The sequence below is a fragment of the Croceicoccus naphthovorans genome, assembly GCF_001028705.1.
In the GTDB taxonomy this organism is placed as follows: Bacteria; Pseudomonadota; Alphaproteobacteria; order Sphingomonadales; family Sphingomonadaceae; genus Croceicoccus; species Croceicoccus naphthovorans.
The window spans coordinates 537,713-564,490 of record NZ_CP011770.1 but is presented as its reverse complement, the minus strand read 5'-3'; the positions used below and the strand labels follow the sequence as shown (position 1 = coordinate 564,490).

31 protein-coding genes and 1 pseudogene are annotated in these 26,778 nt (G+C 59.2%); 19 read left to right on the top strand and 13 right to left on the bottom strand.

The genetic code is table 11. The features are described 5' to 3' along the window. Nucleotides 1–20: 20 nt before the first annotated feature. The 3 genes from AB433_RS02835 to AB433_RS02825 all read right to left on the bottom strand — a co-directional run bounded on the left by AB433_RS02835 (nucleotide 21) and on the right by AB433_RS02825 (nucleotide 3,168). On the bottom strand, nucleotides 21–857 hold the full coding sequence (locus tag AB433_RS02835; protein ID WP_047819839.1) for a TIGR02391 family protein: 837 nt from the start codon (nucleotides 855–857) through the stop codon (nucleotides 21–23). Next, complete coding sequence (locus AB433_RS02830; protein WP_156170654.1) at nucleotides 818–2,233, bottom strand: competence protein CoiA family protein; 1,416 nt, start codon at nucleotides 2,231–2,233, stop codon at nucleotides 818–820. The genes AB433_RS02835 and AB433_RS02830 overlap by 40 nt, the downstream gene beginning before the upstream one ends. A gap of 149 nt (nucleotides 2,234–2,382) precedes the next feature. After that, nucleotides 2,383–3,168, bottom strand: coding sequence for a sulfite exporter TauE/SafE family protein (locus tag AB433_RS02825; protein ID WP_047819837.1), 786 nt, complete (start codon nucleotides 3,166–3,168; stop codon nucleotides 2,383–2,385). A gap of 179 nt (nucleotides 3,169–3,347) precedes the next feature. On the opposite strand from AB433_RS02825, the gene AB433_RS02820 reads away from it, so the two are divergent. Genes AB433_RS02820 through arsB form a run of 3 tightly spaced genes read left to right on the top strand, consistent with a single transcriptional unit; the run spans nucleotide 3,348 to nucleotide 5,278 of the window. Continuing rightward, complete coding sequence (locus AB433_RS02820; protein WP_047819836.1) at nucleotides 3,348–3,692, top strand: ArsR/SmtB family transcription factor; 345 nt, start codon at nucleotides 3,348–3,350, stop codon at nucleotides 3,690–3,692. Between the two features lie 18 nt (nucleotides 3,693–3,710). Continuing rightward, nucleotides 3,711–4,211: an arsenate reductase ArsC gene (locus AB433_RS02815; protein WP_047819835.1), complete on the top strand. Its 501-nt coding sequence runs from the start codon at nucleotides 3,711–3,713 to the stop codon at nucleotides 4,209–4,211. Continuing rightward, nucleotides 4,208–5,278: an ACR3 family arsenite efflux transporter gene (arsB, locus tag AB433_RS02810; protein ID WP_047819834.1), complete on the top strand. Its 1,071-nt coding sequence runs from the start codon at nucleotides 4,208–4,210 to the stop codon at nucleotides 5,276–5,278. Before AB433_RS02815 ends, arsB begins: the two co-directional genes overlap by 4 nt. 279 nt (nucleotides 5,279–5,557) lie before the next feature. On the opposite strand, the gene AB433_RS02805 is transcribed toward arsB, so the two are convergent. After that, nucleotides 5,558–6,927 (bottom strand): IS3 family transposase gene (locus AB433_RS02805; RefSeq protein WP_148650901.1). Its coding sequence is split into 2 segments (ribosomal slippage): nucleotides 5,558–6,577 and nucleotides 6,580–6,927, totalling 1,368 coding nucleotides; the frame shifts between segments, so codons are not numbered across the junction. A 94-nt stretch (nucleotides 6,928–7,021) separates the two neighbouring features. On the opposite strand from AB433_RS02805, the gene AB433_RS02795 reads away from it, so the two are divergent. The 4 genes from AB433_RS02795 to AB433_RS02780 all read left to right on the top strand — a co-directional run bounded on the left by AB433_RS02795 (nucleotide 7,022) and on the right by AB433_RS02780 (nucleotide 8,853). Beyond that, nucleotides 7,022–7,426 (top strand): MarR family winged helix-turn-helix transcriptional regulator, encoded by a 405-nt coding sequence (locus tag AB433_RS02795; protein WP_047819833.1) that lies wholly within the window; start codon nucleotides 7,022–7,024, stop codon nucleotides 7,424–7,426. A 57-nt stretch (nucleotides 7,427–7,483) separates the two neighbouring features. Beyond that, nucleotides 7,484–8,206, top strand: a complete 723-nt coding sequence (gene aqpZ, locus AB433_RS02790; protein ID WP_047819832.1) for an aquaporin Z — start codon at nucleotides 7,484–7,486, stop codon at nucleotides 8,204–8,206. 94 nt (nucleotides 8,207–8,300) lie between these two features. After that, nucleotides 8,301–8,624, top strand: coding sequence for a hypothetical protein (locus AB433_RS02785; protein WP_047819831.1), 324 nt, complete (start codon nucleotides 8,301–8,303; stop codon nucleotides 8,622–8,624). A 52-nt stretch (nucleotides 8,625–8,676) separates the two neighbouring features. Beyond that, the gene (locus AB433_RS02780; RefSeq protein ID WP_082135014.1) at nucleotides 8,677–8,853 is read left to right on the top strand and encodes a YegP family protein; all 177 of its coding nucleotides are present in this window, start codon (nucleotides 8,677–8,679) and stop codon (nucleotides 8,851–8,853) included. 106 nt (nucleotides 8,854–8,959) lie between these two features. Here AB433_RS02780 and AB433_RS02775 read toward each other — a convergent pair whose 3' ends face one another. Continuing rightward, nucleotides 8,960–9,499 (bottom strand): helix-turn-helix transcriptional regulator, encoded by a 540-nt coding sequence (locus AB433_RS02775; protein WP_082134769.1) that lies wholly within the window; start codon nucleotides 9,497–9,499, stop codon nucleotides 8,960–8,962. A gap of 622 nt (nucleotides 9,500–10,121) precedes the next feature. On the opposite strand from AB433_RS02775, the gene ccoN reads away from it, so the two are divergent. The 8 genes from ccoN to AB433_RS02735 all read left to right on the top strand — a co-directional run bounded on the left by ccoN (nucleotide 10,122) and on the right by AB433_RS02735 (nucleotide 17,397). After that, nucleotides 10,122–11,768: a cytochrome-c oxidase, cbb3-type subunit I gene (ccoN, locus tag AB433_RS02770; protein ID WP_047819828.1), complete on the top strand. Its 1,647-nt coding sequence runs from the start codon at nucleotides 10,122–10,124 to the stop codon at nucleotides 11,766–11,768. A 6-nt stretch (nucleotides 11,769–11,774) separates the two neighbouring features. Beyond that, nucleotides 11,775–12,494: a cytochrome-c oxidase, cbb3-type subunit II gene (gene ccoO, locus AB433_RS02765; RefSeq protein WP_047819827.1), complete on the top strand. Its 720-nt coding sequence runs from the start codon at nucleotides 11,775–11,777 to the stop codon at nucleotides 12,492–12,494. 5 nt (nucleotides 12,495–12,499) lie between these two features. Then, on the top strand, nucleotides 12,500–12,670 hold the full coding sequence (locus AB433_RS02760; protein WP_047819826.1) for a cbb3-type cytochrome c oxidase subunit 3: 171 nt from the start codon (nucleotides 12,500–12,502) through the stop codon (nucleotides 12,668–12,670). Nucleotides 12,671–12,696: 26 nt separating this feature from the next. After that, complete coding sequence (gene ccoP / locus AB433_RS02755; protein WP_221403604.1) at nucleotides 12,697–13,539, top strand: cytochrome-c oxidase, cbb3-type subunit III; 843 nt, start codon at nucleotides 12,697–12,699, stop codon at nucleotides 13,537–13,539. Between the two features lie 203 nt (nucleotides 13,540–13,742). Next, nucleotides 13,743–14,525, top strand: coding sequence for a DUF2189 domain-containing protein (locus AB433_RS02750; RefSeq protein WP_047819824.1), 783 nt, complete (start codon nucleotides 13,743–13,745; stop codon nucleotides 14,523–14,525). Next, a complete protein-coding gene (locus AB433_RS02745) occupies nucleotides 14,503–16,734 on the top strand; it encodes a heavy metal translocating P-type ATPase (RefSeq protein WP_179944953.1) in 2,232 nt (743 codons plus the stop codon). Before AB433_RS02750 ends, AB433_RS02745 begins: the two co-directional genes overlap by 23 nt. Further along, nucleotides 16,731–16,880, top strand: coding sequence for a cbb3-type cytochrome oxidase assembly protein CcoS (gene ccoS / locus AB433_RS02740; protein WP_047819823.1), 150 nt, complete (start codon nucleotides 16,731–16,733; stop codon nucleotides 16,878–16,880). Before AB433_RS02745 ends, ccoS begins: the two co-directional genes overlap by 4 nt. Before the next feature lie 73 nt (nucleotides 16,881–16,953). Continuing rightward, nucleotides 16,954–17,397, top strand: a complete 444-nt coding sequence (locus AB433_RS02735) for an Rrf2 family transcriptional regulator (RefSeq protein ID WP_047823167.1) — start codon at nucleotides 16,954–16,956, stop codon at nucleotides 17,395–17,397. 359 nt (nucleotides 17,398–17,756) lie between these two features. On the opposite strand, the pseudogene AB433_RS19825 reads toward AB433_RS02735, so the two are convergent. The 5 genes and pseudogenes from AB433_RS19825 to AB433_RS21155 all read right to left on the bottom strand — a co-directional run. Further along, nucleotides 17,757–17,963, bottom strand: a pseudogene (locus AB433_RS19825) (DUF983 domain-containing protein); the annotation flags it as partial. A gap of 31 nt (nucleotides 17,964–17,994) precedes the next feature. Then, the gene (gene tnpC, locus AB433_RS02730) at nucleotides 17,995–19,659 is read right to left on the bottom strand and encodes an IS66 family transposase (RefSeq protein ID WP_047819822.1); all 1,665 of its coding nucleotides are present in this window, start codon (nucleotides 19,657–19,659) and stop codon (nucleotides 17,995–17,997) included. Nucleotides 19,660–19,720: 61 nt separating this feature from the next. Further along, nucleotides 19,721–20,062 carry an IS66 family insertion sequence element accessory protein TnpB gene (tnpB, locus tag AB433_RS02725; RefSeq protein ID WP_047819821.1) on the bottom strand — a complete coding sequence of 114 codons (342 nt, stop codon included), beginning with the start codon at nucleotides 20,060–20,062 and terminating at the stop codon, nucleotides 19,721–19,723. Further along, a complete protein-coding gene (gene tnpA / locus AB433_RS02720; RefSeq protein WP_047819820.1) occupies nucleotides 20,059–20,427 on the bottom strand; it encodes an IS66-like element accessory protein TnpA in 369 nt (122 codons plus the stop codon). The genes tnpB and tnpA overlap by 4 nt, the downstream gene beginning before the upstream one ends. A 55-nt stretch (nucleotides 20,428–20,482) precedes the next feature. After that, nucleotides 20,483–20,602 carry a DUF983 domain-containing protein gene (locus AB433_RS21155; RefSeq protein WP_245626712.1) on the bottom strand — a complete coding sequence of 40 codons (120 nt, stop codon included), beginning with the start codon at nucleotides 20,600–20,602 and terminating at the stop codon, nucleotides 20,483–20,485. On the opposite strand from AB433_RS21155, the gene AB433_RS21150 reads away from it, so the two are divergent. Continuing rightward, complete coding sequence (locus AB433_RS21150) at nucleotides 20,549–20,725, top strand: hypothetical protein (RefSeq protein ID WP_245626740.1); 177 nt, start codon at nucleotides 20,549–20,551, stop codon at nucleotides 20,723–20,725. The two genes, AB433_RS21155 and AB433_RS21150, sit on opposite strands and share 54 nt — an antisense overlap. An 88-nt stretch (nucleotides 20,726–20,813) precedes the next feature. On the opposite strand, the gene AB433_RS02715 is transcribed toward AB433_RS21150, so the two are convergent. Further along, nucleotides 20,814–22,412 carry a phosphoenolpyruvate carboxykinase gene (locus tag AB433_RS02715; RefSeq protein ID WP_047819819.1) on the bottom strand — a complete coding sequence of 533 codons (1,599 nt, stop codon included), beginning with the start codon at nucleotides 22,410–22,412 and terminating at the stop codon, nucleotides 20,814–20,816. A 141-nt stretch (nucleotides 22,413–22,553) separates the two neighbouring features. Here AB433_RS02715 and AB433_RS02710 point away from each other — a divergent pair, with 141 nt between their 5' ends. The 3 genes from AB433_RS02710 to AB433_RS02700 are packed head-to-tail and all read left to right on the top strand — an operon-like array spanning nucleotide 22,554 to nucleotide 24,894. Next, nucleotides 22,554–22,874, top strand: a complete 321-nt coding sequence (locus AB433_RS02710; protein WP_047819818.1) for a helix-turn-helix domain-containing protein — start codon at nucleotides 22,554–22,556, stop codon at nucleotides 22,872–22,874. Further along, nucleotides 22,871–24,544 carry a SulP family inorganic anion transporter gene (locus AB433_RS02705; RefSeq protein WP_047819817.1) on the top strand — a complete coding sequence of 558 codons (1,674 nt, stop codon included), beginning with the start codon at nucleotides 22,871–22,873 and terminating at the stop codon, nucleotides 24,542–24,544. The genes AB433_RS02710 and AB433_RS02705 overlap by 4 nt, the downstream gene beginning before the upstream one ends. 44 nt (nucleotides 24,545–24,588) lie before the next feature. Next, complete coding sequence (locus AB433_RS02700; RefSeq protein ID WP_047819816.1) at nucleotides 24,589–24,894, top strand: alkylphosphonate utilization protein; 306 nt, start codon at nucleotides 24,589–24,591, stop codon at nucleotides 24,892–24,894. 189 nt (nucleotides 24,895–25,083) lie between these two features. Here the strand turns inward: AB433_RS02700 and AB433_RS02690 are convergent, their stop codons facing one another. Together AB433_RS02690 and hmpA are read right to left on the bottom strand one after the other, a co-directional pair. After that, entirely contained in the window at nucleotides 25,084–25,548 is a 465-nt protein-coding gene (locus AB433_RS02690; RefSeq protein WP_047819815.1) for a hypothetical protein, read from the bottom strand. An 8-nt stretch (nucleotides 25,549–25,556) separates the two neighbouring features. After that, nucleotides 25,557–26,768: an NO-inducible flavohemoprotein gene (gene hmpA, locus AB433_RS02685; protein WP_047819814.1), complete on the bottom strand. Its 1,212-nt coding sequence runs from the start codon at nucleotides 26,766–26,768 to the stop codon at nucleotides 25,557–25,559. Nucleotides 26,769–26,778 lie beyond the last annotated feature (10 nt).

Here is a 26,778-nt window from a genome sequence, read left to right as displayed (position 1 = left end):
GCCCCCAGGAATACTCCAGACTACCCGCGCGCCGGCATATGGCTGGCATCCAGACGGCGATGAATCAGCGAAACCAACGTCATAAGATCCTGCGCATCTGTTTTCGACATCGGCCAATGAATGCGGGGCTCATGAGCAGTCGGGTTGCGAAACATCCCGAAAGTTCCTCTCACAAGATTGGCAAACCCTCGCTGCTCGCCCCGTTCGCTTTCGCTGGAGAGCGGATTGATCGCGATCATTGGCGGGCTGCCACCCAGCGCACGATCCACCAGGACTGCGCCGTCATCGGTCAGGCCGGTCCGAACCCGCAATTTCGCGGCGACACTCTTCACAGCCTCCTGGACCGCATGGAAATAATCATCAGCCACGAGTTCGGCCCGACAAAATGCAAGAACGTCCGTATGGACGCCCCGGGTTTCCAGGTCGCACCGTAACTCCCTTGCCCGACGCTGTGCCTCGGAAAGCGTCGTTGCCACGGTAACGGACTGGATGGCCCCGGCCTCCGTTACGACAAGCCCGGCAAACGCCAGCGCGAAGTTGAGATTGGCCCGCAGGGGCTCGTACCGTCCGGGATCACGCACATATCGTGCCGGTTTCATCGCGTGTCGGATGAAACCCAATATGCGGGTGCGATCACCCCTCTGGTTCTGGCTAGCAGCAAAAGCCTGATACAGACGCTTGGCCTTGGTAATCGGTCCGGGATCGGCCATTCCGCATGCGGCGATAAGCAGTTCAATCTCCGAACCCTTCAATCCGACTTCGGTATTGCCAAGGGCACCTGCAATCGCTTCCAGTTCCGCCTGAGCGAATAAAGGCTTCACCGCGCTGTCTCCGTGCCGCTGATCGGTGATGCCCATCGAGGGATCTGCCCCAGATCATCAAGTTCCGCTCTCACCAGGCCATCCAGAACTTCGGGAAACAGGCGCGCCATAGCCTGCCATAGCGGATGATCCTCTTCGATCTGTTCGTCAGTCTCCCGAGCCTCTTTTACGATCCGCTTGAGCGACGGTTTCTCCAACAAATCGGACAGCGGCGTCGATGCAACAAAGGTTTCGATGAGATGCGCACAGTGTTTGAAATCCGCACCGCTCAGTTTGCTGTTCAACATCGAAAGCACCGCGCTGTCATCCGAAAAACGGGTAATAAAGAGGATTGGACGTCCGGTATCAGCACTTCGCGCGATCGAACACAGAATCGCGTAGAGCATTGCTGCATGGGCCCGGCCTCGGTCGGACCGGGCCGCCCAGAATTCCTGCTCCCAAAGGGCGAGGCCCGGAACATCATCCTTCAGCGCGGTCCAGACAGTTTCGTATGTGTCGCTGTAAAAGGGTGAGTGTGGACGCGCCTCGCGTGCCGCCTTCATGGCATTCCACCAACATGCACGCTGCTGCTTGCAACGCCTTTTCAACACCTCTGACCGACAATCCTCGACAAATACGGCTCGACCGACGTCCGTTCGCAGATCGTCAAGAACGACCAATCGGGGCGTGCGCCACCCGCCGACCCCGTCTTCCATGTAGCATTTGAGAACAAGCGTTGCGCGTTCAAGCGAGGCCGCTTCCGCCTCGTCGTCGAAAACGAAGGCATTGCCGCGCTGCATCGCCACAACATCGTGAAAACCTTGGGGCATGGGATCCTCAAGTGCGTTGAAGATCCAAACCAGTGCGACCCCTTCATCGTCGTAATGGACGTGCCGCGCAGCAATTTCGGGCGCGAACGGCTTCGAAAGTTGCACTTCGAGGGCAAAGCGACGCAACCCGGAAAGGTCCGCATAAACATCCGGCCAGCGACCTCGCTTGTGAATTGCAGGTCGCAAATAGGTATTCACTGCACTGTGCGTACAACGCGGGTCAGCTTTGACAAGTTGCTCGATCACGTCGCAAATTCGGCGATGCAGCGCGGATTCCTGGTGCCCCTGATATTGCGCCGCCCGCGCATCGTCGGGTCGCAGAGTGTTGCCTTCGTGCCAGGGGCATTCCCTGCTTGCTTCAGGGTAATGTGCATACATCGGAATGTGATCGTCACGAGTCGCCTGAGCCCTGATGAACACACCTCCTTCACAAAGTCTGCATCGCGCGACCGGTCTGGTGCGATCCTCACGTCGCCGCATGTTGATCTGGGCTCGCAAATGCTCCCATCCGGCACGGGGCATCGCCATCAGCGTCTCAATCGAAATTGCTCCCCGTGGCAATTCGAAGTCGGCGATCTGGATGGTCCGCTGATGATCTCTCAAGGTCAGGTCATTCCGGCAATTTGCTATCCTGTCGATACTGCGCCGACAGGTTATGCAGGCATCCTAGAGCGTCAACGGAACATGGCAAACAGACGGGGAACATAACTGAGCAATCAGGCGAACGTTTTCCCCTGCAACCTGCGTTGCGATCAAAGCAATCCCGCTGCCAGCCCCGATCCGAGAACGATCATCGCGCAGGCCACCACGAACTGCACAGCCCGCAGCGTTACTTTGTGCATGAGGCGGGCGCCGACGAAAGCACCGAGAAATGCACAGACCGTGGCGATGCCAACGACCGCCCAGGTGTTGGCAGGCAGGACGCCAAAGTTCTCGGTAAAATGCGATACGCCGTAGACTGACAGGCGTGAGACATCGACGATGACGGCTGCGACAACGCCAGTTGCGATAAAGCCCTCTTTCGTAAGGCCTGCCTTGATGAGAAATGCCGATCGCAGCGCGCCCTGATTGCCCGAGAGACCGCCGAAGAAACCCGATAGGATGCCCCCGAGCGGAAGAAATCGAGCAGGGAATGACAGGAGAGCAAAGGCCGGACTCAGTTCAAGCAGGGCAAATACGACAATCAGCACGCCGATGACCAATGGCAGCGCTTCCACCGTGTGTTCGCTGCCGAAGGCATCGTAGCGCGCGATCACCGACGCGGACGACAACTGGACCAAGAGCCATGCCCCAATGAGCGCGGCCAGTGCTGCCGGAACCGCAAAGCGGACCAGTGCCTGCCGGTCGGCCATCCTGCCAACAAGCGCGAGCTTGAAGAGGTTATTGGCAAGGTGCACGACCGCCGTTGCCGCAACGGCGACTTCCGCAGGCATGATGAGTGCGAAAGCGGGCAGCAGGATCGTGCCGAGGCCAAAGCCCGAGAAGAGCGTCAGTCCCGACGCCAGGAAGGCAAGTGCCGCAATGAGGATGATTTCCATCCCTGATCCCTCCCACTGAGTGTCCGGCCCTACCGACAGATTGGCGTGTTTGGCTAGCCAATACCCATTCACGCCCTGCGCGGACTGCCTGCAAGCCAAATCCATAATTCGATAATACTAGAAAGATCGATCTACATCGAGTAAGTTTTGAGTCGAAGTGACACAACGCGAGGAATGAGATGTCCGACATTGACCAGCAGGCATGGGCCGTGAGCGCACTCAATGCGCTCGCTCACGATACGCGCCTGTCTGTTTTTCGGATGCTGGTGCAAGCAGGACCGGAAGGCCTGATTGCAGGCGAAATCGCCCAGCGTGCCGATGTGCCTCCTTCCACGATGTCACATCATCTGGCGATTCTGGAGCGCGCAGGGCTCTCGCAGTCCGAGCGTGAAAGCAGGCTCATCCACTATCGCGCCGATTATGACGGGATGCGCCGCCTCATGTCTTTCCTGATGCAGGATTGTTGTCAGGGCGACCCGCAGCTTTGCGGTGACCTTGCCGAGCTTGCCAGCTGCAACCGTTAAACCTGCGAAAGCCCGAACATGACTGACAAGCCGTTCAACGCACTCTTTCTCTGCACCGGAAACTCCGCCCGATCCATTCTGGCGGAAGCCATTCTCAATACAGACGGCGCGGGGCGCTTCAACGCCTACAGCGCAGGCAGCCAGCCCACGGGCAAGGTCAATCCCTGGGCGATCAAGACGCTTGAGAACCTCGGATATCCGAGCGAGGGCTATCGCTCGAAAAGCTGGAGCGAATTTTCTGACGGACCGGAGCTCGATTTCATATTCACCGTTTGCGATAGCGCTGCTGCGGAAACCTGCCCTGTCTGGCCAGGAAAGCCCGCGACCGCTCATTGGGGCATTCCCGATCCGGCAGCGGTAGACGGCAGCGATGCCGAAAAGGCCGCAGCCTTCCTTGATGCCTTCCGTACGCTCAAGCGGCGCATTGACCTGCTACTCGCCCTTCCGATCAATAGTCTGGATCATCTCAGCCTGCGCCATCACCTTCATGAGATCGGTAAGGAGGCTGACAGCCAATGAGTACGCTTCCTGCTGAAAGGGAGCCGCTAGCGGCTGGGCTCGGGCTCTTCGAGAAATGGCTTTCGGTCTGGGTAGGTGCGGCCATCATCGCGGGCATTTTGCTTGGCAACACGATGCCGAGCCTGTTCGCGAGCCTCGCTGCCATCGAATACGCCTCGGTCAATCTTGTCGTCGCCGTCCTGATCTGGGCGATGATCTTCCCGATGATGGTGGCGGTCGATTTTTCGGCAGTCCGCCATATTGGCGATAAGCCCAAAGGCCTTGTCATCACGCTTGTTGTCAACTGGCTGATTAAGCCCTTCACGATGGCAGCGCTCGGCGTGCTCTTCTTCGAAGTCTTCTTCGCCCACCTGATCACACCAGCCGATGCGCAGCAATATATCGCAGGGCTTATCCTGCTCGGCGCTGCGCCGTGTACGGCAATGGTGTTTGTCTGGTCGCAGCTTACGCGCGGTGATCCGGCCTACACGCTTGTGCAAGTCGCGGTGAATGACCTTGTCATGATTGTCGCTTTTGCGCCGATTGTCGCGCTGCTTCTGGGCGTGACCGATATTTCCGTTCCGTGGGAGACGCTGCTTCTTTCAGTCGCGCTCTACGTTGTCGTACCGCTTGCAGCGGGCGCTTTCGTGCGTCACCGATTGCTCGCCACACACGGCGGTGTCGAAGTGGCAGTGAGCGATTTCACGGGTCGCATGAAGCCGCTTTCCGTCATTGGCCTGCTGCTAACTGTTCTTTTGCTGTTCGGCTTCCAGGCCGAGACGATCGTGTCGCGTCCGGTTCTCATCGTCCTCATTGCAGCCCCGATCATCGTGCAGAGCTACGGCATCTTCTTTGTGGCCTATGGGGCAGCGAAGCTATGGCGAGTTCCCCACGCGGTTGCCGCGCCTTGTGCGCTGATCGGAACGTCAAATTTCTTCGAGCTCGCTGTTGCGGTTGCTATCGGGCTATTCGGCCTCGGCAGTGGCGCTGCCTTGGCAACCGTTGTGGGCGTGCTCGTTGAGGTTCCGGTCATGCTTTCGCTTGTCGCCATTGCGAACCGGACGCGATCGAAATTTTCGACGGATTGAAGCCCGTTCTCGTACAGCATGTGGCACTGACGCTGTTCTCGATCGCCACAAGATCACTTCGGCTGCGACGTAATAGTACTGCGGCTTATCGCTGGCAAACTTGACGCAGTGGCCATCTCCCAATGGTTGACTGACGATCGAGCCTGGTCGAAACTCGCTTTCACCGCCCAGCGGATCCAGTGGGTTTGCCACAGTCCCTTCACCCTGTTCGTCGTCAGAACATTCGGCACAACTCGCGGCGTAGATTAGCGGAGTGCGGGCCTCGTCTGGGGGTTGATGTTAGGCGGCGAGCTTGCGGTGCTGCAAGCGCCGATATTCGATGGTCTGTCGCTTGATCCTTTCTCGTCGTTCGATGATGGCCGGGGCCCTGCCGAAGTAGGCGTCGGCGGGCGTCACGTTATTTAGGCTCTCGTGATAGCGCTGGTGATTGTAATGTTCGACGAAGGCCTCGATCTGGGCTTCGAGGTCGCCGGGCAGGAAGTAGTTCTCCAGCAGGATGCGGTTTTTCAGGGTCTGGTGCCAGCGCTCGATCTTGCCCTGGGTTTGCGGGTGCATGGGAGCGCCGCGGACATGGCTCATTTTGTTGGCCTCGATATATTCGGCCAGTTCGCCGGCGATGTAGCTGGGGCCGTTATCGCTGAGCAGCCGGGGCTTGTGCAGCACCGTGGCGCTGTCACAGCCGGAAGCCGCCAAGGCGAGGTCCAGCGTTTCGGTTACATCCTCGGCACGCATGTTGGTGCACAACTTCCAGGCAATGATATAGCGCGAGAAGTCGTCGAGCACGGTCGAGAGGTACATCCAGCCCCACCCGATGATCTTGAAGTAGGTGAAGTCGGTCTGCCACATCTCGTTCGGGCGGGTAGTCTTGGTGTGGAACTGATCGGCGGCCTTTATCACGACATAGGCCGGACTGGTGATCAGATCGTGCGCCTTGAGCAGGCGGTAAACCGTGGATTCCGATACGAAGTAGCGCTTCTCGTCGGTGAAGCGCACCGCCAGTTCGCGGGGGCTGAGATTGGTCGCGTCGGCTTCCAGCGCCATTTCGATGATCTGGTTCTGGATGTCGTCACCGATGCGGTTCCACACGCGGCTCGGCGCCGATGGCCGATCCTGTAACGCTTCCGGCCCGCCCCCAAGATAACGGTCATACCAACGGTAGAACGTCCGGCGGGCGATGCCGAGCTTGTCCAGCGTGCGTTTGGCGGGCAGGTGCGACTGCTCGACGATCCGGATGATCTCGAGCTTTTCGGATGCGGGATACCTCATTCGTCGTCGCCCCCATCCGCGATCATGCTTTTTTTCAGCAGACGGTTTTCGAGTGTCAGGTCGGCCACGCATTCCTTCAGGGCACGCGCTTCGCGGCGCAGATCCTGCACCTCGCCGGTGGTCGCGGCACGGGCAGTGTCGCCCGCCAGGCGGCGCTTGCCCGCTTCCATGAACTCCTTCGACCAGGTGTAGTACAGGCTTTGCGCGATGCCTTCCTTGCGGCACAGCTCGGCAATGCTGTCCTCGCCGCGAAGGCCTTCAAGCACGATGCGGATCTTGTCCTCGGCAGAGAAGTGCCGCCGGGTCTGCCGCCGGATATCCTTCACCACCTGCTCCGCAGGGGCCTTCGACGGCGATTTTGAATAGGAGGATTTGGGCTTCATCTTCGTTCCTTCGTCACTACGACGAAGCCCAAATCCTCCTTAAATCACAACCTCAAATCTGTGCCATTGGTGCTGACGGCGGACAGACCGGCGCATGCGAGCCTATGTGCTGACCGCCAAGGCCAAAGACGTTCTGGATACGGAACTTGGATTCTTGAAGCAGTGGCCAAAGAGCGGAAATCCGCGCGATCTCGATATCTTTCTCGGTCAGATCGTACATCATCTGAAGCTGAAAATATTCAGTCCGGAGTACACCCTCCTGCTTGGGCTCTTTTCGAACGGCCATATGTCCGGCACGGAATTAAAGGACTGGTCGAATCTGCCGCATGCGTCGTTCTATATCAAGCTCAAGCGGCTCATCAGTGAGGGCCACGTTTGCGATGTTGGCGATTCGTCGGATCATCGAAAGGCACGCCTCGCCTTGTCCGACACAACCCGTCAATTGATCAGCGATGTACATGGCGAGCTCGAAGCCTGGGCTGGTAAGCTTCCGGCATGAACGTCTAAAAAATGAGCATTGAACCGCGTCAGACAAGCATTGGGGAGGAACACTTTCATGAACAAGCTCTTTGCTGAATTCTTTGGCACGTTCTGGCTGGTGTTTGGCGGATGCGGTTCGGCCGTTCTGGCCGCTGCATTTCCAGAACTGGGTATCGGTTTCGCAGGCGTTGCACTTGCATTCGGCCTGACGGTCCTCACCATGGCCTATGCCGTCGGGGGAATTTCAGGAGGCCACTTCAATCCCGCCGTCTCGTTGGGATTGGCCATTGCGAACCGGTTTTCCTGGAAAGACCTGATCCCCTACTGGATAGCACAGGTCGTGGGCGGCATTGCCGCTGCAGGAACTCTTTACATCATTGCAACCGGCAAGCCTGGGTTTGAGGTAGGTGCTTTCGCTTCCAATGGCTTTGATGCCCTCTCGCCCGGCGGTTATTCATTCCAGTCGGCGATGTGGATCGAAATAATCCTGACGGCCGGATTCCTGATAGTCATCCTTGGCTCAACATCGCGTGCCGTACCCGGTGGCTTCGCCCCGATCGCTATCGGGTTGGCGCTTACGCTCATCCATCTCATATCCATACCGGTCACCAACACGTCAGTGAATCCCGCGCGATCGACTGCTGCTGCCCTGTTTGCCGAAACAGGAGCCATGGGTCAGTTATGGCTTTTCTGGGTTGCGCCCCTTCTCGGCGGTGCAATCGGCGCGCTGATCTGGCGTCTGTTCCTTGGCCCTGAAGAAAGTCTGGCCAATGTGGGTGGTGAAGCCATCGACGATTGAACGTCACTTCCTCTCTGAACTATGATCACCGTCATAGATCAGTGCATCTGATATACACGTTCAATGTCGGACCAAACCAAAAGGAGTCCCAGAAATGAGCCTGTTTGATGGAATATTGAAGAGCATCGCCGGTTCCCCCGATGACGTCGCAAACCTGGCAAGTTCGCTCGGCATCGACCCCAAAATGGCCGAAACCGCAATTTCCGCTTTGGCCAAAGCGCACCCTATGCAGGGGGATACCGTCGAACTGGCGGCCGCAAACACAGGCATGGATACAGCCGTCCTCGGTAAGATCGTCAGCGCGATCGGCGGGGAAGGTTCACTCGGCAATTTCGCCAACATGCTCGATCTCGATGGCGATGGGAGCCCCCTCAATGATATCGCTGGCATGGCAGGAAAGCTGTTCGGGAAAAACTAGAACGGCGGCGACAACGAGCGGCGCTCGCTAACGCATTACAATGGAGGAAGATTTGGCACACTACTTCGAGATCAAGAAAAACAAGGCCGGTGAGTTCGTCGCCTATTTCAAATACAATAATGAATCGATTTTCTGGACCGAAGGTTACTCATCGAAGGCCTCGGCCAGGAATGCTATCGAATCGATTCAGAAGAACGGTCCGAACGCAGAGCTTCGCGAGAGCGAATGAAACACCCATTCGGGTCCAAAGAATGGAGCCGAATGGCGGGCTTTCATCATGGCCTGCAATGCAGCTATTGGCCACAGTCGCAAGCGAGTATTTAGAGACGTTACGTTTAAGGTGAAATCAGCGAAAGCAGGATGCTGCGCGCGCAAGCATGGGCCCGATTTGATGCATGCAATTTGCGCGTCGCCTTGGATATGTACTCGTTGACCGTCCGATCAGCCAGGCTCAACTGATCGGCGATCTGTTGCGTGGTATGCCCCGCAGACACCCAGAGCAGGCATTCGCGTTCCCTTTCCGAAAGCGCGGGGATCTCTCCGTTACGATAGAGGTTCTTGATGATCAGCTCTTCGTTGAAAAAGATCAGCGCACTGCGAATATGCCCGCCAAACGTGTCGTAAATCTCGGTGATATCCTGCTTGGACGATCGGGACGAGGTCAAAAAGGCGGAAAAGCGTTTGCGCTTCCTGTCGTGGAACGAGGTGGAAAAGCCACCCTTGAAACCGAATGACAGCATGGCATCCCAGGCAGCCGGGCTGAAATCCGGTACGTCACTATCAGGATGGTCAGCGATCGTGGGAGCCAGTGAATCGCGGGAAGCCAACCGCTGGGGCGTTGAATGGCCCCGAACGATTTCGGGATGGGCGCGCATCAGCTGTTGGCGAGTAGGGCTGGATTAGCTGCTGAATCTGAATTGCCGATGCGCCTACACTTTCATGTCCATAAGCTACATCGTCGTAACTGACCGCAATCAATGAGGCTTGCGCCTTCCAGGTCTATCGAAAACGCAATCCACACGAGCGCATGGAAATAGGGCCGGGTTTTTCTTCCACCTGCACCCGGCAGCAGGTCGACGGGATGGGGAGGGATCGGTCCCGGAAGAGAAGACGACAGATTGTTCCCCCAATGCTGCCGTCTCTTGTGCAGTTTCCAATGCATCACCACCGAATAAAAGTATAAAATTGAGCCTGTATGGCAGAACCATTCCATTGTTATCGGCGAGCGTTTGCGATGGGTTGAACAGCCACAGGCGCAGCATCCGATATATCTTTCTTTGCATTGTTCATGCTGGCACCGATCAGAGCGCGACGGGCCTCGAGGTAGGATGCCTTCCTTGTCAGTTAGCCACCGCCTGCAAAACAGGTGTCGCCGTGGTCGGACCAGTGTCGGCGGGGAAATTTCCGGGGTTTGTGGATGCACCAGAAATAGAGGTATTAATTATATATCTTTCTTGCTAGTCCGTCATAAACGCAGGGGAAGCAGAAATTCGAATCATGGTTGCGCAACTCACCCTGGCCGAACGACACCTGAGCATGGCAATCTTGGGAGCGCTTGCCTTTCTCGGGCTGATCATGGCTGCGGCCGGTGCTGGTCGGGCCGATCCGATGGAAACCCACGGCTTCCTGATCATGCTGTTCAGCCTTGGCGTTTTCTGCATTGTGGCCAATGGCTATTTCGAGCCGGAGCCTCCTTCTTCCAGGCACGAAACTTACTATGACGACCCGAGTAAGGTGGGGATCGTCATTGCTATGCTCTGGGCCGTGTTCGGTATGTTCATCGGCGACTGGGTTGCCTGGCTGCTGGCGTTCCCCGACCTCACCTTCGATTCTGCCTGGTCGAGCTTCGGGCGCTTGCGGCCCGCACATACCACCGGCGTTATCTTCGGCTTCGGCGGTAATGCCCTGATCGCGACGTCCTTCCACGTCATGCAGCGCACATCCCGCGCGCGGATGCCTGACCAGTTCAGCCCCTGGTTCGTGCTTGTCGGCTACAACCTGTTCTGCCTCCTGGCGGTCTCCGGATACTTTCTCGGGATCACCCAGTCCAAGGAATATGCCGAACCGGAATGGTATGCCGATATCTGGCTGGTCATCGTCTGGGTAACCTATCTCTCACTCTATCTGCGAACGCTCGCGCGCCGCAAAGAGCCGCACATCTACGTAGCCAACTGGTATTACATGGCCTTCATTCTGGTTGTTGCGCTGCTCCATGTCGTGAACAATCTTGCGGTTCCGGCCTCGCTGGGCGGTGTGAAGAGCTATTCGCTGTTCTCGGGTGTGCAGGATGCGATGACACAGTGGTGGTACGGCCACAACGCAGTCGCATTCTTCCTGACCGCCGGCTTCCTCGGCATGATGTATTATTATCTGCCCAAGCGTGCCGGACGACCGATCTATTCCTACCGGATGTCGATCATCGGCTTCTGGGGGATCACCTTCTTCTACATGTGGGCGGGGTCGCATCACCTCCACTACACCGCGCTGCCGCAGTGGGTGCAGACGCTCGGCATGACCTTCTCGGTCATGCTGCTGGTACCCTCTTGGATCGCCGCCGCCAATGCGCTCCTCACGCTCAATGGCGCATGGGACAAGGTGCGCGACGATGCAACCCTGCGCTTCATGATGATGGCCGCGATCTTTTACGGACTTTCGACCTTCGAGGGTTCGTTCATGGCGATCCGCTCGGTCAACGCGTTGTCGCACTATACCGACTGGACGATCGGTCATGTCCATGCAGGAGCAATGGGCTGGGTCGCGCTCATCACCTTCGGTTCGATCTATGCCGTCGTCCCGTGGCTATGGAAACGCGAGCGGATGTATTCGCCCGCGCTTGTCGAGGTCCACTTCTGGCTCGCGCTTGCCGGAACGCTCATCTACGTCTTTGCAATGTGGAATTCAGGCATCATCCAGGGCCTGATGTGGCGCACCTACAATGACAGCGGAACGCTGACCTATTCGTTCCTCGACAGCATGGTCGCGATGCACCCCTATTATGTGGCGCGCGCGATCGGCGGGCTGCTCTTCCTGATCGGCGCCATCGTGGGTTGCTACAACATCTGGATGACAATCCGCCGTCCGTCGTCCGCTCAGGATGCCGCAGACGACCAGCCCCTTCCCATTCAACTCCAGCCTGCGGAATAAGTGCCGATGTTCGGAACCCACTACCGCATCGAACGCAAATCGGTTGCTCTGGCCGTGGCGATCATGGTCGTTGCAAGCATTGGCGGCCTGATCGAAATCGCGCCGCTCTTCACGATCGATGAAACGGTCGAGAGCGATCCCGACATGCGGGTCTACACCCCGCTCGAGCTCGCCGGCCGCAACATCTATATGCGCGAAGGGTGCTATGCCTGCCACTCGCAGATGGTCCGCACGCTGCAGGACGAGGTGGAGCGTTACGGTCCCTATTCGTTGGCGGTCGAATCCAGATACGACCACCCGATGCTTTGGGGGTCGAAGCGAACAGGCCCGGACCTCGCGCGCGTTGGCGGGAAATATTCCGATCAATGGCACACCGCGCACCTCAACAATCCGCGCGATGTCGTCCCCCAGTCGATCATGCCGCGATACCATTGGTTGAGCGAAACAGGCTTGCAGACGAAGCATCTCGGTGACGATTTGCGTGCGCTGAAGGCTGTCGGCGTTCCCTATACCGATGATATGATCGCCAATGCACCCTCTGACGCGCTGGCTCAGGCCTCACCGGACTCCGATACCGACGAACTGGTTGCCCGCTACGGCGATGCAACGCAGGTTCGTCTGTTCGATGGGGACCAGCGCACGGTCTCCGAGATGGATGCGCTCGTCGCTTACCTCCAGGTACTCGGCAAGCTCAGCAACGCCGCACAGCCGGCGCCGAAGGAGTAGGCCGCATGGAAATCGACCATCACACGCTGGTTGGCTTCGCCAAGTCGTTCGGCCTATTCTACCTGCTCGCGATGGCCGCGGCCGCGATCATCTATGCATGCTGGCCGGCAAACCGAGCGCGTTTCGACAAGGCGGCGCGCGACATCATCGACGATGAGGATACGCCGTGGCGGTAAACGAACGCGATCCCCATAGCGGGCATATGACGACCGGCCACGAGTGGAACGGGATCAAGGAACTCAATACGCCGGTTCCCAAAGCGGTCTGGTTCTTCCTCATCGTGACCGCGCTCTTCTCGTTCGGATACTGGATTCTCATGCCGGCCTGGCCGACCGGCAAGACCTACACCCGCGGACTACTCGGCAATGATGAGAAGGAGATCGTGACCAGGCGCGTCGATGCCGCAGTCGACGCGCGTTCTGCCTGGACGCAGCAGATTGCCGCAAGCAGCTATGACCGGATCATGGCCGATCCGGGCCTCATGGCGCATGTGCGCGAGGATGGACATCGTCTGTTTGGCGACAATTGCGCGGCCTGTCACGGCATGGACGCAACCGGGAATCCCGGATTTCCCGATCTCACCGACAGAGACTGGTTGTGGGGCGGCACGCCTGATGCAATCGCACATACGATTGCGGTCGGGGTGAACAGTCCGGCAAGCAAGGAAACCCGCGTCAGTCAGATGATGGCGTTTGGCAAGGATGGAATTCTCGACAACGATGCGGTCCTTGCCGTTGGCGATTATGTGAAAAGTCTTTCCGATCCCGCAATGAGAGTGGAACGGGCCGAATCTGTAGCGAAGGGGAAGGAAATCTTTGCTGCGAACTGTGTGATTTGTCACGGTGACCAAGGTCGCGGAAGCCTCGAAGTGGGCGCTCCTGACCTGACAGACCAGACCTGGTTGTATGGTGGGAGCACCGCACTGATCTACACGACGGTCTATGGAGGTCGGCAAGGCGAAATGCCGGCATGGGAGCACCGGCTTGACCCGGTCGATCGCAAGATTCTCACCCTCTATCTGCTCGACAAGGGCGGCAAGCGATGAGGCTTCCACGCTCGCGCCTCTTATACGTCACGCTGACGATCACAGCCCTGGCGGCGGTTCTTCTTGCCAATGCTCACCTCGTCTACATCGCCTCGACCTCGCAACCCGATTGCGTTGCACACACAAGAGGCGACGCAAATGGGAAGGCGCCAGGAGTGTTCGGCGCCGCCAAATCGTCATGCTGAACTGATCGGAAAAAGACGATGACCACGATACCACCTGTCGTTCCTCCGCTTCCGATCAAGCAACGCTATGCTCGCGATTTGCCGCTGGGAGCGGCATTTGAATGGTTGCGTCTGGGTTGGCGCGACCTGACCACTCATCCGGCACCGAGCCTGCTCTACGGGTTGTTCGTATTCCTGCTGTCGGCTTCCCTTGTCGTCGGGCTGGTCTGGCTCGCATGGGATTTTGCTCTCTTCCCTGCAATCGCCGGCTTTCTGGTATTCGCACCAGCGCTGGCAATCGGCCTCTATGACAAGAGCCGGGCGCTCGAACTCGGCGAAACGGTTTCGCTGCGACGCATGCTGCTGCCCCATGCACGTGCTGGCGGCCAGGTTCTCTTCACCGGTGCCCTTCTATGCGGAGTGATGCTGCTCTGGATGCGCGCTGCAGTCATCATCTACGCGTTGTTCTTCGGCGTGCGCTCCTTTCCTGGTCTCGATCACATCATGCCGATGCTGTTCTCGACGCCAACCGGTGTTGCGATGCTTGTCGTGGGAACACTCATCGGCGGGCTGTTTGCTGCGTTCTCCTTCGCGATATCGGCATTTTCCCTGCCGATGATGCTCGACAAACGGCTCGATGCCCTGACCGCCATGGGAACGAGCCTGGCGCTGGTCTGGAACAATCTTGCGACCATGCTGGTCTGGGGCGCAGTGGTCCTGGCACTGTTCCTGCTCTCGGTGGCGACCGGCTTCATTGGCCTGATCGTTATCTTCCCCTGGCTTGGCCACGCAACCTGGCATGCCTATCGCGCGGTTCGCTGAGGGCGTGACGGCACCATCGGTTCTACCGCGGCTGTCGGCCGACGAAATTCTTCTGGCGAGCCGACAGCTCGATGCCGAACTGCGGCATACGGATTTGTCAGTCCCAGGCATCAGTTGCGGCGGATGTATTCGCAAGATCGAGGATGCACTGGCGGGCCTGCCGGGCGTGGCACGCGCACGGGTCAATCTGTCGACCCGTCGGGTCGCCGTGGAATGGCGAGAGCAGGAAGGACCACCACCTCTTGGCGAAACGCTGACCGGCCTCGGCTACGATGCTTTTCTCCACGAAGCACAAGCCGATGCGAAGGATCCCCAACTCGCCCGGCTGATCCGGGCAATGGCGGTCGCGGGATTCGCTGCGATGAACATCATGGGGCTCTCGATCTCGGTCTGGTCGGGCGCTGCCGGTGAAACGCGGGACCTGTTCCACTGGGTTTCGGCGGCGATTGCTCTACCGACGCTTGCCTACTCAGGACGGATTTTCTTCCAGTCGGCCTGGCAGGCGTTACGGCGAGGCCGGACCAACATGGACGTGCCGATCTCGCTCGGCGTACTCCTCGCCTTCGCGATGAGCCTTTACGACACGGTCCATCGCCTGCCTCATGCCTATTTCGATGCGGCGGTCTCATTGCTCTTTTTCCTGCTCATCGGCCGGACGCTTGATCATGTCATGCGCGAGAAGGCACGAACCGCTGTGACCGGGCTCGGGCGGCTCGCCGCCTACGGCGCCACTGTCATCGCACCAGACGGAAGTCAGGCCTATCGTGCGGTCGAAGAGCTTGAGCCAGGCATGACCATTCTCTTGCGTCCAGGCGATCGCATACCCGTCGACGCCGTGGTGATAGAGGGACGCTCGGACATCGATGCCGCGCTGGTAACCGGTGAAAGCCGGCCAGAACCGGTTGGTGCTGGCAACCCGCTGCGTTCAGGCACGCTCAATCTGACCGGCCCGCTCACTATTCTGGCCACCGCTTCATCCAGAGACAGCTTCCTTGCCGTCATGGCAGGGCTTATGGAAGCGGCCGAAGGAGGGCGATCCCATTTCCGGCGTATCGCGGACCGAGCCGCCAGCCTTTACGCTCCACTGGTTCACACCACGGCGTTCCTGAGCTTTTTCGGATGGATGCTGGCGACAGGCGACTGGCACCAATCGCTCACGACCGCGGTCGCAGTCCTGATCATCACATGCCCTTGTGCGCTGGGCCTCGCGGTCCCCATGGTGCAGGTGGTAGCCGCAAGAGCCCTTTTCGAGCGCGGCATCATGGTCAAGGATGGCTCCGCGATGGAGCGCCTTGTCGAAGTCGATACTGTCGTGTTCGACAAAACCGGCACGTTAACTGTTGGTCAGCCGCGATTGCGCCGCGAGGCCGCTGCCAATTCCGACTATCTGACCCATCTGACTATCGCAGCCCAGATCGCCAGAAATTCCTCTCATCCTTATGCCCAGGCGCTTGCTGCGGCAGCCCAACCCATGAATATCATCTTCGACAGCATGGCCGAGCACGCAGGGCTCGGTCTCGAAGCCGAAGTCGGCGGCGACACATGGCGGTTAGGCCGAGGCGATTGGGCAATTGGCGAGGATGCGACTACCCGTCTCGGAACCGTTCTGGCCTGCAATGGTGTGTTCGCGCAGGCTTTTTCCTTCGAAGACGAGCTGCGCCCAGGCACAATGGACGCTATCAACGCATTGCGCGCCCGTGGTTTTACGCTCGAGATCATGTCTGGCGACAGGGTCGACGCGGTTGCGTCCATTGCAACCGACCTTGGAATTGCAAAGTACCAGGCAGAAAGAACTCCTGTTCAGAAGACTGATTACCTTGCATCGCTCGCAGCAACCGGACGCAAGGCGTTGATGGTCGGCGACGGGCTCAACGATGCACCGGCCCTCGTTGCCGCGCACGTCTCAATGGCGCCCGGCACTGCAGCTGATATCGGACGACAGGCGGCGGATTTCGTGTTCCTTCATTCTGATCTCGGGAGCATCTCCTACGCGATCGAGGTCGCGCGTGTCTCCGATCGTTTGATCCGTCAGAATTTCACATTTGCCGGTCTGTACAATCTTGTCGCTCTGCCGCTTGCGATAGGGGGATATGTTACCCCTCTCATGGCGGCGCTCGCCATGTCGGGTTCGTCAATCGTCGTCGTCGTCAATGCGCTACGGTTGAGCCCAATTGTGACGCGAAGATCACGGTCGACCGGGGCAAGATGAACGTTCTCTGGTTTCTGATCCCGATTTCGCTCGCTCTGGGAAGTCTGGCGCTTTCCCTGTTCTTCTGGGCGCTCAAGAACGGACAATATGAAGATGTGGCGGGTGCCGCCGAACGCATCCTGGACGATGAGGACAAGCCTCTCTGAATTTATCCATCCTCTTAACATGTTTCATGAATACAGGTATGTGTGAGGCTGGCACAAAATTCGGGAGATGTGTGTGCGGCTGACCCGCTACACAGATTACTCACTTCGGGTGTTGATCCACCTAGCCCTCAACGACGATCGCATTTGCTCGATCGGCGAGATTTCCCGCACGTACGATGTGTCCCACAATCATATGATGAAAGTCGTCAACGCACTGGCGCACGCTGGCTTTATCGAAACGGTCCGAGGTCGTGCAGGCGGCACGCGCCTTGCGCGTCCTGCCGAAGAGATCAGCGTTGGAGAGGTCGTTCGCCACACAGAAGAAGGATTTCAACTCGCGGATTGTTCGGGTTGTACACTTTCGCCCGCCTGTGGATTGACCGGTGTCCTCGCCAAGGGAATGGAGGCAATGATGGCGGTCTTCGATTCATACACGATCACCGATCTTCTGAACGACAAGGATGCCATGCGCCGTCTGATCAATCGTCAGTCCCCGATCGGTATCGGCACATCTTGACCGCACACGCGAGATGCGAAGCACATTGGAAACACCGAATATCTCCATAATAAAGATTTGGTGATTCCGAAAATGCTTAATGCCTTCTCGCCATCCGCATAATTCCGTATCAGATATATACTTGATGCATGTGTGAATTTCACCACACTAAGCCCATATATGAAATTGATAATTCGGGCTTGGCATGACCTGATTTTCCTGTTCGATGATCTGGAGCGCACAACCTGAAATTAACACTATCTGGCTAGGTTGCCTCTTCAAGCTAGCCATGACTGCCGGTTGCGAGACACACCCTGCCCGCAACCGGCATTTTTTCATATGGCGGTACATATGGTGACCTATTCCGACCAGGGAAGTCGCTAAGCTTCCTCCTCACGCGTTTCGTTCCCAGCCTCCGCCAGCAACAGGTTGGGCGCGAACCGTTCAAATCCATGCATTTCGAACCACCATTGCAAAGCGATGATCGCGCCTTTCGCAGGCTGCAGTGTCCCGATCATGAGAAATGTCGCCAGTGCCAGCACGGTTGCCGTCAAAGCCCAGAATGGCAGGCTTCCGCTTTGGAGTAGCCATCCGGTGAGGGCCGCAGCCTAGCTTGGATCAGGCGGCGATGGCGGCCTGTCGGGGCTGCCAGTTCCAAGGTAGCAGCTCATCGAGCCGGCTGACAGGATGCTCTGCGATGCGGGCGAGGACATCGGCGAGCCAAGCCTGCGGATCGACGTTGTTGAGGCGCGCGGTCTGGATAAGTGTGTAGAGGATCGCGGCACGCTGGCCGCCGCGATCGGAGCCGCAGAACAGCCAGGCCTTCCGGCCGAGCGGAACACAGCGCAGAGCGCGTTCGGCGGCATTGTTGGTCAGGCAGACCCGGCCATCGTCGAGGAAGTGGGTGAACGCATGCCAACGCCGGAGCATGTAGTTGATGGCCTTGGCGAGGTCGTGGCTTCGTGACAGCCTGGCAAGTTGGGTCGTCAGCCACTTGTGCAACTCGGCCATCAGCGGTGCGCTGAGTTCCTGGCGCACGGCGAACCGCTCGGCGGCGCTCTTGCCGCCCAAGGTACGCTCGATATCGAACAGGGCATCGATCCGCTGCACCGCCTCGAGCGCGATCGGGTAGATCATGGCGGTTCGCGCTCCCCGGCTCTTCCTGCGGGCCGTGCCCACGACATCGGCCAGCTCGAAGAACTTGCGCCGCGCATGGGCGAAGCAGCCGGCTTCGCGCACGGGAGCAGGCTCGCGTCCCTCGCGATAGAGCTCGCCGTAACCGCCATAGGCGTCGGCCTGCAGGATCCCTGACCAGGAGGCGAGATGCGTCCTGGGATGTTCGCCGCGCCGATCACGCGAGTAATGGAACAGCGCGGCCGGTGGATCGGTGCCGGCGAACGGCCGGTCGTCGCGCACGTAAACCCACAATCGGGCGGTATCGGTCTTGCCCTTGGCCATGACCGGCACGGTGGTGTCGTCGCCATGCAATCGCTCGGCGGCCAGGACATGGGCTTCGATACGCCGATAGAGCGGCATCAGCGCGAATGACGCGGCGCCGACCTGGTCGGCGAGCGTCGATGTGCTGAGCGGGATACCCTCGCGGGCAAAGCGCTCGGCCTGACGGTTGAGAGGCTGATGCTGGCCGTACTTCTCGAAGAGTAGCATGGCGAGGAAGCTCGGGCCGGCCCAGCCACGCGGGACGACGTGGAACGGCGCCGGAGGCTGGGTGATCTTCTCGCAGTCCCGGCATGAGAACTTCTCGCGCACCGTCTCGATGACTTTCCACGAACGGGGGATCACCTCGAGCGTCTCGGTCACGTCCTCGCCGAGCTTTGACAGGCGGCCGCCGCCGCAAGCCGGGCACGAGCACGGTGCGGGGACGACGATGCGCTCACGCGGCAAGTGCTCGGGAAATGGCTTCCTGGCCGGCTTCCTGCGCTCGAACGCGGCGACGGTGGCCGTCTTCGCGGCAGTATCTACGGCCACCAGATCGTCTTCGGCTGCATCGCCTTCGAGATCTTCGAGCTGCAGCTCCATCTGGTCGAGCAGCCGGCGGGTGCGTTCGGCGCTGGCGCCGTACTGCTCGCGCCTGAGCTTGGCGATCTGCAGCTTGAGATGCGCGATCAGCGCCTCGGTCGCGCTCTCCCGGGCGCGGGCGTTGGCCAACTGGGCCTCGACAGTCACCGCACGCTGCTCGGCTTCGTTAGCCCGCTGAGTCGTCGCCGCCAGCAGCGCCTTGAGCACTTCGACGTCGTCTGGGAGGGGCGAAACGGCAGCTTCCACAAGGGAGAGTGAATCAGCATCCACCCGCAGCCGCAAGATCAAAATGGCAAACCGGTTGCGATTATCCAGCGCTTGCCGGGCGCCAGGAATACTGCGGATTACGCCAGTCGATGCCTTCCAGCAGGCAGGCCAGTTGCGAACTGGTCAGCGACACGACCCCGTCCCTGGCCGAAGGCCACACGAAGCGGCCCTTCTCGAGCCGCTTGGCGTAAAGCGACATGCCGATCCCGTCGTGCCAGATGATCTTCACCAGCGAGCCGGCCCGCCCCCGGAACACGAACAGGTCGCCGCCGTGGGGATCGCGCTTGAGGCTTTGCTGGACCAGCAGCGCCAATCCCGGCATCCCCTTCCTCATGTCGGTGTGGCCCATCGCGATCCACACCCGCACGCCCGAAGGGATCATCGTAGCGCCTTCAGGGCTGCGGTCACCTGTCCTGGCGATGCCGCCGCGAAGATGCTCACCCGCTTGCCGCGCGCAAGATCGACAACCATCGTGGGATGTACACCGGTGCGCGCGGTCCCTTCGTCCTCGGCCATCATGGCCTCTGCGAAGCCTGGTTCAGGCAATGCCTCCGGCATCGGTTCGGCGTTCGCTTCGCGAAGCTTGCGGCGCCAGGTATAGATCAGCCCCGTCGAGACGTCGTGCCGCCGTGCAACATCGGTCACACTGGCTCCTGGCGAAAACGCTTCGGTCAGGATCCGCAGCCGCTCTTCCTCGCTCCACCGCCGCCGACGCTCCGGCCCCGAAAACACCGTAATCTGGCCCATCAATCGCTCCTAAGCGCGCTCACAAGAGCGTCCTTAAGACCGGTCCCTCAACGCCTCAGCAAGGCGGGGCTCGCCGGATGCTTACGCTTTGGACGAGGGCGATGATGATGGGAGCCATGACATGACCGGTCACGAAAATCGAAACATAGGCCGGGAAATCGTCAGCACGCTGCAACGTCCAGTCTTGTTGGCAGACAGGACATTGATCGATTGGTTTCAGATAGGCGCGAAAGAGCTTGGTAGCCCCGCATCTGGGACATTTACCCATGATACCGCGACCTATCGCCTGCCAAGCTGAAGTGGGCTCCGTGTAGGTGACATCTGGGTTCGGAGGTTCACATTGCGACACTGTGCGTTCGATAGCGCGATCAAGCATAGTGTTCATTTCAGGCATCGAAGATGCCCGGCGGACCGGCTGCCCGAATGGCTTCGTCGACGTGCGGCGCGAATTGTGTGAAGTTGCGACGGAAGCGATCGGCGAGATCTCTGGCGGATGCATCATAGGCATCTCCATCATCCCATGTGGCACGAGGATCGAGGATTTGCGGGTCCACGCCGGGTGCGGCGAAGGGAACGGCAAAGCCGAAATTGGGATCGATCCTGAACTCTGCGTCCTTCAGACTTCCTGACAGGGCTGCATCGAGCAAGGCGCGCGTTACCCTGATCGGCATCCGCGATCCAATGCCATAGGCACCGCCCGTCCAGCCAGTATTGACCAACCAGCAATTGACGCCGCCATGCGCGATCCGCTCGCGCAGCAGCTTGCCATAGACACTCGGATGCCGTGGCATGAAGGGCGCGCCAAAGCAGGTCGAGAATGTCGCTTCGGGCTCGGTAACGCCCAGCTCGGTACCGGCGACCTTGGCGGTGTACCCTGACAGAAAATGATACATGGCCTGCTCAGGCGTAAGCTTCGCGATCGGGGGGAGCACGCCGAAGGCGTCCGCGGTCAGCATGATAATGTTCTTCGGCACCGGTCCCATGTTGAGCTCGGATGCGTTGGGAATGAAATCGATCGGATAGGCCCCTCGGCTGTTCTCGGCGAGGGACGCGTCGTCCAGATCCAGCAGCCGGGTTTCGGGGTCCATGACGACGTTCTCGAGGATCGTTCCGAAACGGCGGGTCGTCGCAAAGATTTCCGGTTCCGCTTCGGCCGAGAGACGGATCATCTTTGCATAGCATCCGCCCTCGAAATTGAAGACTGCCGTATCCGACCATCCATGCTCATCGTCGCCGATCAGGGTACGCGATGCATCCGCCGAAAGCGTGGTCTTGCCCGTCCCCGATAGCCCGAAGAAGATCGCGGTATCGCCTGAAGGGCCGATGTTCGCCGAGCAGTGCATGGGCATGACGCCGCGACCTGGCAGCACGTAATTGAGGACCGTGAAGACGGCCTTCTTCATTTCACCGGCGTAACCCGTGCCGCCGATCAGGATGAGGCCGCGCGTAAAGTCGATGGCAATAACGGTTTCGGAACGACACCCGTGGCGCTCCGGATCGGCCCTGAAGCTGGGCAAGTCGATGATCGTGTAATCAGGCGCAAAATGCAGCAGTTCGTCTGCCGTTGGCCGCACCAACATGGTGCGGACGAACGCGGAATGCCAGGCCAGTTCGGTCACGACGTTGACGCTGACCCGATGCTCTGGCTGCGATCCGCCAAACAGACCTTGCACGAAGACTTCGTCCAGAGTCCTGAGGTGTCCCATAAAATCACCCAGCAGTACGTCGAATTGCGCGGGTGAGATCGGCTTGTTGGATGGTCCCCACCAAACGGCATCGGACGTGCTGTCGTCCTGCACGATAAACTTGTCCTGCGCCGAACGCCCCGTGTGCTTGCCAGTTTCGACGACCAGGGCGCCATGAGCCGACAGGCGGCCTTCGCTTCGCTGGAGAGCAAGCTCGATCAGATGGGCCGTATCGAGATTGGAGTGCAGCTCGGCGCCGGGTTTGAGGAATGCCTCTGCTGTGTCGAGCTTTAGTGCCATCGTTTTTCGTTTCTCTTCGGTCTGAATTGCAAGCGGGTCTTTTGGGCAGATGCTGGCCCCAGATTGGAGAATACATATATACAGATACATTATACATTGATAAGACTCATATTTGATGTTTTATACATCATGGAGCCTTGAATGATCACCTCGCAACAGATGCGGGCAGCCCGCGCCCTTCTCGGCATCGACCAACGTCGATTGGCGGAACTGGCCGGACTTTCCTTGCCAACCATTCAGCGAATGGAAGCCTCCGATGGCCAGGTGCGGGGAGTGGTCGATACACTCGTGAAGGTCATTACGGCCATTGAGGCCGCCGGGATCGAGCTGCTGGGGGAGAATGCTCCGAGTTCCGGCTTGGGCCGAGGCGTCCGATTGCGCGAGTCCGCAGCCGGGAAGCCGGGAGCTCCGGCCGGTTCGCTCCTCTACGACAAGGCGGCCTCCGAGGAACCCGTGCGGTGACCACCGCCACATTTACCCCCAAGCTCATCACGACGCTACGCGAGGGGTATGACAGGGACAATTTTCGGGCCGACGCTCTTGCCGGTCTTACCGTGGCAGTGGTTGCCTTACCGCTTTCGATGGCCCTTGCAATCGCCAGCGGTGCTTCGCCTGACAAGGGGCTGGTGACGGCCGTCGTTGCGGGCTTTCTGATCTCCGCTCTCGGAGGCTCGCGTGTACAGGTAGGCGGACCGACCGGCGCGTTCGTTGTTGTCGTTTTCAACGTCATCGCCCTGCACGGCTATGACGGACTACTCATTGCCACACTGCTCGCGGGTCTGATCCTGATCGCGGCGGGATTGGCCCGGTTCGGGCAACTGATCAAGTACATCCCCCATCCTGTCGTGACAGGATTTACGGCAGGCATCGCCGTGATCATTGCATCGAGCCAGGTGAAGGATTTTCTCGGCCTTTCCATCGAGACGCTACCAGCAGACTTCATTCCGAAGTGGCAGGCTTACTGGGCTGCACTGTCCACGATCAATTGGGTCAACGTGGCAGTTGCAGCGGGATCGCTCGCGGTCATTGTCGGACTGCGGCGGTTTGCACCCAGACTGCCGGGTTTCCTGATTGCGGTGGTGCTGAGCGCGGCGCTGGTCGCAATTCTGGGACTTCCGGTGGATACCATTGGGTCCCGCTTTCCCGATATTCCTGCCGGATTGCCCACGCCCTCACTGCCTGACATTTCCATAGCGAAGGTCGGAGAGGTTTTGCCTTCCGCATTCACGATCGCCTTCCTTGCCGGGATCGAGGCCTTGCTCTCCGCAGTCGTGGCAGATGGCATGGCTGGTACGCGGCACCGTTCCAATCAGGAACTGATAGGTCAAGGCATCGCCAATATCGGCTCTGCCCTGTTTGCCGGCCTACCCGCCACCGGAGCAATCGCCCGTACGGCAACCAATATCCGTTCGGGTGCGAGAACCCCCGTCGCGGGCATCATGCATGCGCTTTTTCTGCTACTGTTCATGCTATTTGCGACGGACCTGATGGCCTTCGTGCCGATGGCTGCGCTGGCAGCAATCCTGTTCATGGTTGCCTGGGGCATGAGCGAGTACGAGCGGTTTTTTGTTTTGCTCCGCATGCCGAATGGCGATCGAGCTGTCCTGCTCATCACCTTCGCCTTGACCGTGCTTGTCGACCTGACCGTCGCCATCGGGGTCGGCGTGACCTTGGCTTCGCTGATGTTCATGGCCCGGATGGCGGAAACCGTGCATGTCGACGCGAGCGGCAAGCAAGACGCGGAACTCGATGCAGAAGACCTACAGCAACGCGATGACCTTCCTGCAGGTGTCGAAGTCTTTCGCATAACCGGACCGTTCTTCTTCGGAGTAGCTGGCGAACTTCTCGAAACCCTGCGCCGGATGGGCCAGTCTCCCAGGGTCATCATTCTGCGGATGCGGCTTGTGCCCTTGCTCGATGCCAGCGGAGTTCAGGCCTTGCAGGAATTTGCCAAGCATGCACGCCTTGCTGGCGCAAGCGTGGTGCTTTCAGGCGTTCAGGCTCAGCCAAAGTCCATGCTGACCCGGCTCCAGTCGACGAGAGATGCAGGGCTCTTTCAATTTGCGGACAATTTTGTCGAGGCACAGGCGCTGGCCGTGCGCCTGGTCGAAGGACAATCACAGGATGGGTGAAGCACGTCGGCAGACTTTCGACGGCGTTTCTTCAGGAGAATACGATGAATGGCGATGAATATGTGTACGATGAAGAAACCGGCGAATGGATGCCAGCGTCAGAATTCGCTCAGCGGCAAGCCCTTTCCGAGACAATCGAAGTGCGCGATGCTGTGGGCAACATTCTCGAGGACGGCGATCAGGTCACTCTGATCAAGGACCTGAACGTGAAGGGTGCGAACCAGACCCTCAAGCGAGGGACGTTGATCAAGTCCATTCGCCTGACCGGAGACCCTCAGGAAATTGATTGCCGTTTCGAGGGCATCAAGGGACTCGTGCTTAGATCTGAGTTCGTGCGCAAGAGGTCCTAGGCGTTCGGGTTCGTGTGCATTCCCCTATCTTGCGACATGGAGCAGGTGGCTGAAATCGCCCTTCTTCGCGAGAACATCGGCCAGCGAATAACGACCGAGTACGGCCAGAAACGCAACTAGCGCCTCGTCCAGCACGCTGGTTAGACCGCAGGCAGGCGCAGTGATGCATTTGTCGCATTCGACGAGGTCTCAGAACAGACCGTGACTGCCGCCGACGGCACCGACGAGCGCGACGAGGGAAGCTGTGAGCAACACCCGATGCATCCGCTCCATCAGCGCAAAACCCTGCGCGGGCCGTGTCGAACTTGCCATTCTGCGGTGGAGGAATAGCGGCTCGATGACGAAGAGCATCAGCGCGAAGACGAGCCAGACCGCGACCATGGCGTGCATCCACCAGAAACGGGGATCGACAAACCGATCCCACATCTCCGCACGCCAGGTCATCCAGAAACCGCTCGCCCCGGCAAGTGCGACCCAGATTCTGGCCTGCGGGGCAAAGCGGCCTTCAATGCGATGAAACGCCTTGAGGCGTTCATCGGGCGGATGACCCATGCGCACCGACGGCATCACCACCAGCGTCACGAAAGCCACGCCGCCGATCCAGAACAGGACCGAGACGACATGGATGACGCGCGCGATGGTGAAGTCGTCCATCACGAATGTCAGGCAGCAAGCAGTTCGTCGGCCGGACCGAAGAACTCATAGTGAATGCGGTCCGATGGCACGCCGGCAAGCGACAATGTCGAAACCGCATGACGCAGGAACGGCCGCGGACCACAAATGTAGTAATCGGCCTCGGAGACGGGCGTGTTGGCGACAAGCCATTCGTCGGTGATGATGCCGGCTTCATCATAGTCGAGCCCTTTCACCTCGTCGGCCAGTGGCGTCTGGTGAAAATCGACGACATGTATCGCCTCGTTGTTCTCCGCCAGAACGCGGACATGACCGCGCATAGCGTGCGTTTCCCGATCATGCGTTCCGTGGATATAGTGCACGGATTGAACGACATCGCGTGCGGCAAGCGCTTCGAGCATTGCGACCATCGGAGTGAGGCCTACCCCTCCGGACAGCAGTATGACGGGTCGCTCGACTTTCTCCTGCAGGAAAAATTCGCCGGCAGGTGCGGCGACCTTGAGCAAAGTCCCCGCCTTGGCGTTGTCGTGAAGCCATCCGGAGGCAAGTCCCTGCGGTTCGCGCTTGACCGAAATGCGATAGGTCTCGCCATTGGCCGCCGACGAGATCGAGTAGTTGCGCTTCACCGGCGGGTGTCCGGGAATCTCGAACCAGAAGGTCAGGTACTGGCCGGGCTTGTGCGCCATGACCGGACCACCATCGACGGGGCGCAGGATGAAGGACGTGATGACGCTGCTCTCCCGAACGACGTCATCCACTTGAAAATCGCGCCATCCATTCCATCCGCCATCGGACTCTTTCTGATCGGTATAAATGCGATCTTCGCGCGCGATCAGGATATTGGCGAGGAACCAGTAAGCTTCACCCCAGGCCGCGAGAATCTCCTCTGTCGCGGCATCGCCCAGCACCGCCTTGATCGCACCGAGCAGCGCTTCGGCGACGTGGGGATAATGCTCGGGCAGGATCTGCAAGCCGACATGCTTTTGCGCGATGCGCTCAACCGCAGGCGCCAGCGCACCCAGATTCTCGATATTGCTGGCATAAGCGAGGATGGCTCCTGTCAGCGCACGCGGCTGCGACCCGGCATTGCCATGGTGGGACTGGTTGAAGAGGTCGCGGATGTCCGGATTTTCGAACATGCGCGAATACATTTCGTGGACAATATCGAGGCCATGCGCCTCGAGCGCCGGTACGGTAGCCTTGACGAGCGCGATCGTCTGATCGCTTAGCGGCTGCGACATTCTGGTACTC